The organism is Floridaenema aerugineum BLCC-F46, from assembly GCF_041929345.1.
In the GTDB taxonomy this organism is placed as follows: domain Bacteria; phylum Cyanobacteriota; class Cyanobacteriia; order Cyanobacteriales; family Aerosakkonemataceae; genus Floridanema; species Floridanema aerugineum.
Genome location: NZ_JBHFNQ010000019.1, coordinates 1 through 2,136 on the forward strand (window position 1 = coordinate 1; position 2,136 = coordinate 2,136).

At 43.8% G+C, this 2,136-nt stretch carries 1 pseudogene; it reads left to right on the forward strand.

Features of this window, described 5'->3' with window-relative positions:
- Positions 1 to 2,136, forward strand: a pseudogene (locus tag ACE1CC_RS02330) (hypothetical protein); the annotation flags it as partial.

A 2,136-nucleotide genomic window follows, 5' to 3' on the forward strand; every position in this document is an offset into this window, starting at 1 on the left:
TTCACCACCAGCCAAATCAATCAATTACAGGCTCTAGGAGTTCGCAGCATTACAGAATCAGAAGCAATCCAAAAGGGCTTCAAAGTTTGGGCTAAAGGTTCCTGGATTTCCGGTAGTGGCATCTACTTCCCATTCACCGATGGCTTTGGACAAATTCGCTTAGATACCCCCATCAAGAGAGAAGATGGCTCTTGCGCCAAATACCTTACCCCCTGTAAAGCGAAAGCTCAGGCATATTTACCAGAAAACTGCCGCGTAATTACTGAAGGATACAAAGATTCACAAGCTGGAACTCTGCAAGGAGAAATACCCACAGGCGCTCTAGCCGGAGTTAGTCATTACAAAGCATTACCACAAGGCACAGGTTTAACTACCATTTTTGATTCCGACGGTTGGACAAATCCCAATGTAATCACTAGCCTAATTCACTGTGGGATCTGGTTAAAAGGCAAAATTAACTTAATCCCCGCAATTGCTGGACAGCCCAAAGCTGGACTGTGTGAGTATTTCAAAGCCGGATACACCAAAGAAGACTACCGAAAACTAATTCAGGAAGCTTACACCCCTAAGCAATTTCTGCTCGAGTGGGTACAGAGATTCGCTTTGATTCCACAAAAATGGCTTAGTGCCGCCGTCAAAAAAGCGATCGCTCTAGCCATAGAATTACTAGACGACCTGGAACAACAATTAGTACTAAATAGCCTGAAGAAAGCGACTAAATTCAGCATTCAAAAATTACGAGCAATCTGCGAGCAATTCCAGCAGAAAATTCAGGAAAAACAGAAAACGCAAAAGCTATCCGAATCATCTTCAATTGGAGTTAATCCAAAAGAAGCCCGGTATGAACAAATATGTAAAACACTGAACTTACCTTTCGAGTGTTGTGCAACCAACCAAACTTTTGATTCCTGGGTATTCAATCAAATTTTTGCCAGTGGTAAAGGCAACTGGAAAGTTATGGGTTCAGCTTTCTATCAATATACAGGCGTAGCATGGCAGCACGTTGACGACGAAAAAATCTACAAAATGATTGCACAAGCCACCGAAAAAGTTTTCCGCTTGAAACGCTCTGTTGAAGAAGGATGGTTTGCCACTTATCCTTATGCTACCAAGGCGCATATAGAATCAGCATTCGGCTTCTGTCGAATACATCTTTTGTTAGAAAATATCCCAGACAACAAACATCTGCGAGCATTTTTGAACGTCACAGTTAACATGGTTTCCGGCGAACAAATGCCACATAATAAAGAAGATTATCTCACCAGTTACATTCCCTACAATTACATTCCGGATCGGCCAATCCCGACTCACTTCCACGAATTCCTCAAAGCCTCTTATGGGTCAGACATGATTCCGGTGATTCGGGCATTCACTTCTATGTTTTTAGACCCAACCGCACCTTATGGTAAATTTCCCCATCTGCTGGGTCAATCTGGAGGCGGTAAAGGAACCTTGGGAAGATTGTGGTCTAGTTTTTATGGTAACAGTGCTGGTTGTGGAGAATTTTCTAATCTGGCTACTCCCGAAGGGCGTTACCAACACCTTACAGGCAAAGCAATTTTCGCCATTCCTGACGTAGGCGGCTTTGTGCAAGGTTTACGCGCTTTTTATGAACTAGTGGATAATGGAGCCATGTCTGCACGAGCGCTATTTTCTTCCGTTGCACCATCTATTAAGTGGAACGTGCGATTTTGGGTAGCCTCAGTTGACCACTTGCAGATAGAGTACGCCGGAGACGGATGGGAACGACGGGCTTATCCTATTCCTCTGTTAAATAAGAAAGTACAGACCGACCCCCACTTAGGGCAGAAACTGGAAACCGAAATAGCCGACATTATTTCTTGGGCACTGGCAATGCCTTCACAGGAACGAGATTTGATTTTGCTTGCAGAACCAACCAACGAGCGCATTCGTTCGGTTAAGTTAGACGCAGCTTTATATGGTGATTCGGTTAAAAGCTTTGTAGATTTGTGTTTACGACCATCCCAGCCCGGAAAGTTGGTGAATCATCACATTCTGCATTCTTTCTACACAGCCTATTGCAAAGCTCACAACTATGCACCAATGGGAATGTCTAAGTTTGTCAGCCATTTGAAGTTGATATTACCGCAGAACTTTGTTCCACGAGCTTGGAGT